The sequence below is a fragment of the Streptomyces longisporoflavus genome (assembly GCF_014649775.1).
Lineage (GTDB): Bacteria > Actinomycetota > Actinomycetes > Streptomycetales > Streptomycetaceae > Streptomyces > Streptomyces longisporoflavus.
The window spans coordinates 22,176-28,783 of the sequence record NZ_BMTR01000052.1 but is presented as its reverse complement, the minus strand read 5'-3'; the positions used below and the strand labels follow the sequence as shown (position 1 = coordinate 28,783).

Here is a 6,608-nt window from a genome sequence, read left to right as displayed (position 1 = left end):
TTCGGCCCAGCCGGTGCCGTCCGCGGCGGCGGCGAAGGACTTGCAGCGGCCGTCGGTGGCCAGCCCCCGCTGCCGCGAGAACTCCACGAACATGCCGGGCGTCGCCATGACGGTCACGCCGCCCGCCAGCGCCAGGCCGGACTCCTGCGCACGCAGGGAACGCATGGCCGTGTGCAGTGCCACGAGGGATGAGGAGCAGGCCGTGTCGATGGTGAGCGCGGGCCCGGTCAGGCCGAGTTGGTAGGAGATGCGTCCGGAGATGATGCTTGCCGTGCTGCCGGTCAGTACATGTCCTTCGATGTCCTGCGTGGCCTCGTGCATACGGGGGCCGTAGTCGGGGGCCATGGCACCGATGAAGACGCCGGTGGGAGTTCCGTGGAGGGTGCGCGGGTCGAGCTTCGCGCGTTCGATGGCCTCCCAGGATGTCTCGAGCATCAGCCGCTGCTGCGGGTCCATCGCCAGGGCGTCCCGGGGCGAGATCCCGAAGAACGCGGCGTCGAAGTCGCCTACGTCGTGCAGGAAACCGCCGCTCTGCGTGTAGCTGCGCCCGGAGCTCGCCGGGTCCGGGTCGTAGAGGTCTTCGCTCCAGCCGCGGTTGGTGGGGAAGGGCGAGATGACGTCGCGTCCCTCGGCCACGAGCTGCCACAGGTCCTCGGGCGAGGTGACTCCGCCGGGATACCTGCACGCCATGCCGATGATGGCGATCGGTTCGTCCTGGCGGGTCCGGCGGGGGGTCGCCGGACCCGCCTTGGCCGGAGTGTCGCTCGGCTTTCTGGTGACTCCGTTGCGCAGGTCCTCCAGATAGCCCGCCACCGCCTCCGGGGTGGGGTGGTCGAACAGCAGGGTGGCGGGCAGCTGAAGGCCGGTCGCCTCGGCGAGCTGGTGGGTCACGGCCAGGGCGGACTGCGAGTCGAAACCGAGGTCCTTGAACGACAAGTTCTTTTCGGCGAGGCCGAGTTGCTCGTCGTCCAGGACAGCGGTGGCGGTGGCGAGGACGAGCCGTATCAGTTCCTTGCTGTCCCGCTGGGTGCCTGTGCCCTCCCGCTGGACCGGTGGCTCCGGACGCCGGCGCGGCGGCGTCCGTTCCTCGCGCCACCTGCGCGCGAAGGCGTAGACCGGCAGGTCCACGCGCCGCGCGTCGCCGCCGTCGAAGGCGTGCCGCCAGTCGACGGCCACGCCCTTCACGTACGCCTGTGCCAGTGAGGTCGTCAGCCTGCGCAAGGCGGGCTCGTCGTTGCGCAGGGAACCGATGACGGCGCACGAGCGGTCCATGTCCGCCGCGGCGCGCATCAGTTCACCGGCAAGCGCCGGATGGTGCGAGATCTCCACGAAGACGGTGCTGCCGTTGTCCAGGACCGCACGAACGGCGTCTTGGAGGCCGTCTCCGGACACGAGGTGGCAGGGTATGGAGCCGTCGTCGGGCGACAGGTGCACAGGGAGCCGTGACGCGGAGGTGACGGCGCGCACCGCGTCGCGCAGCGAGAGCGAACCCGCGACGCAGGCGGCGGCCACCGCTCCGCCGGTCTCCGCCACGATCCGGTGGGGGACGACACCGTACGAGCGCCACACCTCGGCGAGTGCCACGGTGTGCGCGAAGCGCACGGCCCGGGCGACCTCGGGAGAGTCGGAGTCAGAGTCGGAGTCGGAGTCGGCCGACGGGAGGCCTTCGGCGCCTCGGCTCCCGGCGCCCAGGATCACCTCGGCGAGGCTCCAGTCGGCGAACTCGGCCATCGCGTCGGCGCATTCGGCCATGCGGGCCGCGAAGACAGGCGATGCCTGCCACAGTTCGGCCGCCGACCGCGCCAGGCGGGAGCTGTCGGTGCCGTCCGAGGCGTCGGGGAAGACGAAGACGGTGCGGGTGCGGTCCGGGTCGGTGACGGGTCCGGCGAAGGTGTGTCCGTCGGCCACCTCCCGCAGCGAGGCGAGCAGCTCTTCCCGGCTGCTGCCGACCGCGACGGCGCGGTGGGAGAACGTGGTGCGTCCGCTCGCCAGTGACCAGCCGATGTCCTGCGGGCTCCCGGCCCGGTCGTCCTCTACCCCGGCGAGCAGCGCGGCGGCCTGCCGGCGCAGGTCAGAGGGGGTACGGCCCGACAGCGGCCACGGGAATACGGCGGGGGCGCTGCCGCCCGCGGACTGGGCTCGGTCGAGGGGCTCGGCCGCCTGGTCGAGGTTCGCGGCCTGGTCGTTCGCCGGACCCCCTTCGACCGCCGGAGCCTCTTCGACGACGCCCGTGTTCTCGTCACGAGGAGAATCCCCGCTGCCGTGGTGGCGCATGCTCAGCAGCGCCTTCAGAAGACCGGTGATGTCGACCGCAGGACCCCGGCCGCCCCTCTCGTCCTCGCTCGCGACGCTACCCGTGCTTGCGACGCTGTCCGCGATCACGCCGTGCACGCGGTCGCCGTCGGCCAGAGCGAGGTTCAGGGGCTTGAGTACGACGACCGCGGCGCCCCGGCCACCGAGAGCGTCGGGCGTACGGCCGTCCGGTGAGGGGTGTACGAGCGGCCCCGCCACGAGTGCGGTGGTGATCTCGCCGCCGCGCAGGCTCTCGCAGGCCCGCTGCAGGGCTGCCGACGAGGAGGAAGGGCCCGGCGCGATGGCCGGGCTCGGCCCGGAGAGCCCCAGGCTGCGGGCGATGCGGGCAGCGCTCGTGTCCGGGGCCGCGCTCGCATCCTGGTCCGCGCCCACACCACCGGCGTCCCCCGCACCACCGGCCTTCCCCGCACCACCCGGCGCCCCCACGAACACCCCGGCCGGGGTGCCGCGCAGCGAAGCGGGGACGATGGCGGCGTCCTCCAGCGCTTCCCAGGCCAGTTCGAGCAGCAGCCGCCGACGCGGGTCGAGGCCCTCGGCCTCGCTCGCGGTAAGCCCGAAGAACTCGGCGTCGAACGCGTCCGCCGCCTCGCTGGCCCCGCCGCCCCCGTCGGCCCCGGCCGACCCACCGACCCTGTCCGCCCCGCCGGCGTCCTCGTCCTCCCCGGAGCCCGCCGGCGCCGAACGGGTCTCAGTGCTCACCAGGTGCCAGAAGGCCGTGGGGTCAGCCGCGTTCGGCGCCCAGCACGACATACCGACGACCGCGATCCTGTCCACCTGAAGTTCGCCGTCGGACGGTTCTGTAAACACTGATTTCTCCCACCGGAATGAGGCTTTCCGAATAACTGCTCCGCACCGGTGGAAACCCTAATCAGGAGCAACCATGCGCCGGTAACAATGTGTTCTGTCGCGCGCGAGGAGCGTCCCGTTACCGGCCTCGGAGATTTTCCCGGACTTTTGTGCCGGAAGACGCGTGAGAAGAACGTGGAACTCTCTCGGCCGGTTCGCCTACGCGTTGTCCCACGACGGCGCCCGCCGCATCTCCACCACCGCGCACGACCAGGTGAACCCGGCTCCGATGCCCGCCAGGAGGATCCGCTGACCGGGCTTGGCGCTGCCCGACTCGGCGAGGTAGGCGAGGCTCGCGAACTGGTCGCCCGCGCCGAGGTGCCCCACGGTCCTGCCCCAGGACCAGGTGGTCGCGGCCGGGTCAAGGCTCCACGGCCGCAGGAAGGTCTGCGTGAGGCGGCGGCGCCCGAAGTGCGGCAGCACGAACCAGTCGATGTCGGACAGCTCGCAGCCGGCCTCGTTGAGCGCCCGCTTGAGCACCTCCGCCTGGCCCGCCCGTACCCGCGCGACGCTGTAGGAGACGCCCACCTTGTTGATGAAGGCCTGCTTGGTGGCCTCCAGGTCCATGGGCTGGCGGACCTCGAACGGCTCGGCTCCGAAGGGGTCGTCGCCCCGGTGCATCTCCTCCAACTCCGGCTCGGAGACCGTGCACAGGCTGCGCAGCTGCGCGAAGCCGGGCTGGCGGGAGAGGACGAGCGCCGTGCCCGCGTCGCCGTACACCGTGCCCGGGTCGCCTCCCCAGCGGTCGAAGCCCGGCTCGCAGAACCGGTCGCCCGTGGTCAGCAGGGCCGAGCTGTTGCGCAGGCCGCCGCTCAGCATGCCGGCGGCCAGTTCCATGGCCGCCATGCCGCCGTTGGAGAGCTGGCGCACCTCGATGGCGGGGCAGCGGTTGCCCACGGCTTCACGCTGGATGTAGGAGACGGGGGCCCACAGGTCGTGTCCCTGGTAGTAGACGTCGGCGTGCAGGATCAGGTCGACGTCCAGGGGCACGGTGCCGGAGCGCCGCAGTGCCGTGCGGGCGGCCTCGGCCGCCATCTCCGGCGCCGACACACCGTCCGATACGGCGATGGAGGCCAGGTCCGTCTGCCGTGCGAGCCTCTCGTCGAAGTCGCCGCGCTCCACGGCATCCGCGACCGCGACCCGGCCGGGTATGTGGACGCCGACTCCGGTGATGTACAGGTCATCGAACCTCATAAGGCCGTGTCTCCCTTTCCGCTGCCGATCTGCTCCCGCTACGCCTGGATCTCAAGCCCTGATATCCGCTTCATGGTGGCAAGAAGACGTGCAATCAGGATGGAGGATAAATGGTGAAGGCTGCTCTCAAGACGCTCTCCGGCTGCTCTGCGGCTGCTCTCCGACCGGTAATCGAGCGGTAATCGGCGGGTGTTCCGCAAGGGTGCCCGGACGGTGGGTGACCGGCGTTAAATTGCTGCAATGGAACCTCAAGACCTGGAGATTCTTCGACAGTTCGTCAATAACAAACTGGGCGGTGACGACACGCGGTTGGACTCCCTGTCGGAGAAACCCCTGCAGCTGTACGAGGACTTCCGTGCGACGGGACTCGCCAACTGGTGGCTGCCCGAGGAGTCCGGGGGCCGCGGGTTCTCCCTGGAGGACGGCGTCGAGATCGTCAACGAGATCGCGTACGGCGATGCCGGCGTGGCCTTCACGCTGCTCGTGTCGATCCTCGGCAGCTCGGTGGTCCGGCTCTACGGATCGGACGACCTCAAGGACCGCTATCTGAAGCCCATGGCGGCCGGCGGCACGTCCTGCGCCGCGCTCGGCAGCGAACGCGAGGCCGGCAGCGAGCTGAACAGGATCGGGACGGTCGCCGCCCGGTCCGGGAACGATCTCGTCCTGACCGGCGAGAAGTTCTTCGCCACCAACGCGGAGTTCGCCGACTTCCTGCTCGTCATCGCCAAGGCCGCCGACGACCCGGACGAGTACCTCGCGGTCGTCGTCCCGGGGGACGCGCCGGGGGTCGAGATCGTCAAGCGCTGGGACGTCATCGGGCTGCGCGCCTCGTACACGTACTCGGTGAAGCTCGACAACTGCCGGGTGCCCGCCGCCAACCAGTTGTCCGGCTCCGGCCTGCGGGTCCTGGAGACCGGGCTCAACGCGAGCCGGACCCTCATCGCGGCGAGCGCGATCGGCATCGCGAGGCGGATACGGGACCACTGCATGACGTACGCGAAGGAGAAGCAGTTCCGCGGCGGCACTCTCCTGGAAAGCCCGGTCCTCGCGCAGAAGCTGGGACAGATGGAGATGCAGATCGACGTCATGAAGAGCCACTGCCTGAAGGCCGCCCGCGAGTACGACGAGATCATGGCGGGCCCCGACGCCGCCAAGGTCTTCTCCCGGAAGGGAACGCTGAAGTCCGCCCTCACCGCGAAGCTCTTCTGCGGCCAGGCGGGCTGGAGCATCGCGAGCGCCGGCTCCGAGATGTTCGGCGGACTCGGCTACACGAACGAACTCCCGATCGGCAAACTGCTCAGGGACATGCGCTACGTGTCGATCGTCGAGGGCGGCGACGACGTCCTGCGCGAACTCCTCTTCAGCCGCTACGTGATACCGGTGTCGCGCCGCACATGAGAACCGCGTGGCGAAGGCGGGCTGCGATCGCAGCCCGCCTTCGCCATGTCTGGTTGTTACGAGCTCAGAGAACCTTCTCCATGCCGCCGTCGATGAGGTAGTCGGCCCCGGTGATGTACGAGGCCGCGGGGGAGCCCAGGAAGACGATCAGGTTGGCGACCTCCTGCGGCGTGCCCCATCGGCCGGACGTGACGTGAGCCATGGCCGGGAACTCCTCCGCGAACTGCTCGAACGACTCGACGCCCCACTCCTTGCTCAGCCGGGGCCCGTACTCGTCCCACAGCGGCGTCGTGATCAGGCCGGGGGACACCGAGTTGACGCGGATCCCCCGCGGGCCGAGGTCGTCCGCGAGGCTCTTGGACCACGCCCGCAGAGCCGCCTTCGACGACGCGTAGAAGTACGGTCCCTGGCTCGGCCAGCGGCCGACGCTGGAAGCGATGGTGACCACGGACTCCCGCAGCTGGGGCAGCAGTTCACGGGTCACCCGGACCGCCGAGTTCAGGTTGAGGTCGAAGCCGCGCTGCCAGACCTCCTCGGTGAGCCCGTCGAGGCCAGTGATCGGCATGCCGGCAAGGCCGCCGACGCCGTTGACCAGGACGTCGACGCCGTCCGGGAACTCCTCGGCCGCCCGCTGGGCGAGCAGCTTGGCGCCCTCTTCGGTCGTCAGGTCGCCTTCGAAGGTGAGCGCGCCGCTCTCCTTGAGCTCCGGGGACACGTTCAGGTCCGCGCCCAGGACGCGCGCGCCCTCCGCCAGAAACGTGCGCGCGGTCGCCGCTCCGATGCCCCGGCCGGCCGCGGTGACCACGACCGACTTGCCTGCGTACTCCAGATCCATGCTCAATTTCCCCTATCGGTTT

Annotated in this window: 4 protein-coding genes; 1 reads left to right on the top strand and 3 read right to left on the bottom strand. The window is 70.3% G+C overall.

Annotation, left to right across the window (positions count from 1 at the left end; genetic code table 11):
• Positions 1-3,120, bottom strand: a 3,120-nt coding sequence (locus IE226_RS41635; RefSeq protein ID WP_190086733.1) for a beta-ketoacyl synthase N-terminal-like domain-containing protein, incomplete at its 3' end; no start/stop codon positions are given.
• A 198-nt stretch (positions 3,121-3,318) separates the two neighbouring features.
• Positions 3,319-4,353, bottom strand: a complete 1,035-nt coding sequence (locus IE226_RS41630) for a ketoacyl-ACP synthase III family protein (RefSeq protein WP_190086732.1) — start codon at positions 4,351-4,353, stop codon at positions 3,319-3,321.
• Positions 4,354-4,593: 240 nt separating this feature from the next.
• Here IE226_RS41630 and IE226_RS41625 point away from each other — a divergent pair, with 240 nt between their 5' ends.
• Positions 4,594-5,751 carry an acyl-CoA dehydrogenase family protein gene (locus IE226_RS41625; RefSeq protein ID WP_190086731.1) on the top strand — a complete coding sequence of 386 codons (1,158 nt, stop codon included), beginning with the start codon at positions 4,594-4,596 and terminating at the stop codon, positions 5,749-5,751.
• Between the two features lie 64 nt (positions 5,752-5,815).
• Here IE226_RS41625 and IE226_RS41620 read toward each other — a convergent pair whose 3' ends face one another.
• On the bottom strand, positions 5,816-6,586 hold the full coding sequence (locus IE226_RS41620; protein WP_190086730.1) for an SDR family NAD(P)-dependent oxidoreductase: 771 nt from the start codon (positions 6,584-6,586) through the stop codon (positions 5,816-5,818).
• Between the last annotated feature and the right edge of the window lie 22 nt (positions 6,587-6,608).

Excerpts from the sequence above, each read along its gene's own strand:
- IE226_RS41630 (WP_190086732.1), bottom strand. The coding sequence starts at position 4,353 with ATGAGGTTCGATGACCTGTACATCACCGGAGTCGGCGTCCACATACCC.
- IE226_RS41625 (WP_190086731.1), top strand. The coding sequence starts at position 4,594 with ATGGAACCTCAAGACCTGGAGATTCTTCGACAGTTCGTCAATAACAAA.
- IE226_RS41620 (WP_190086730.1), bottom strand. The coding sequence starts at position 6,586 with ATGGATCTGGAGTACGCAGGCAAGTCGGTCGTGGTCACCGCGGCCGGC.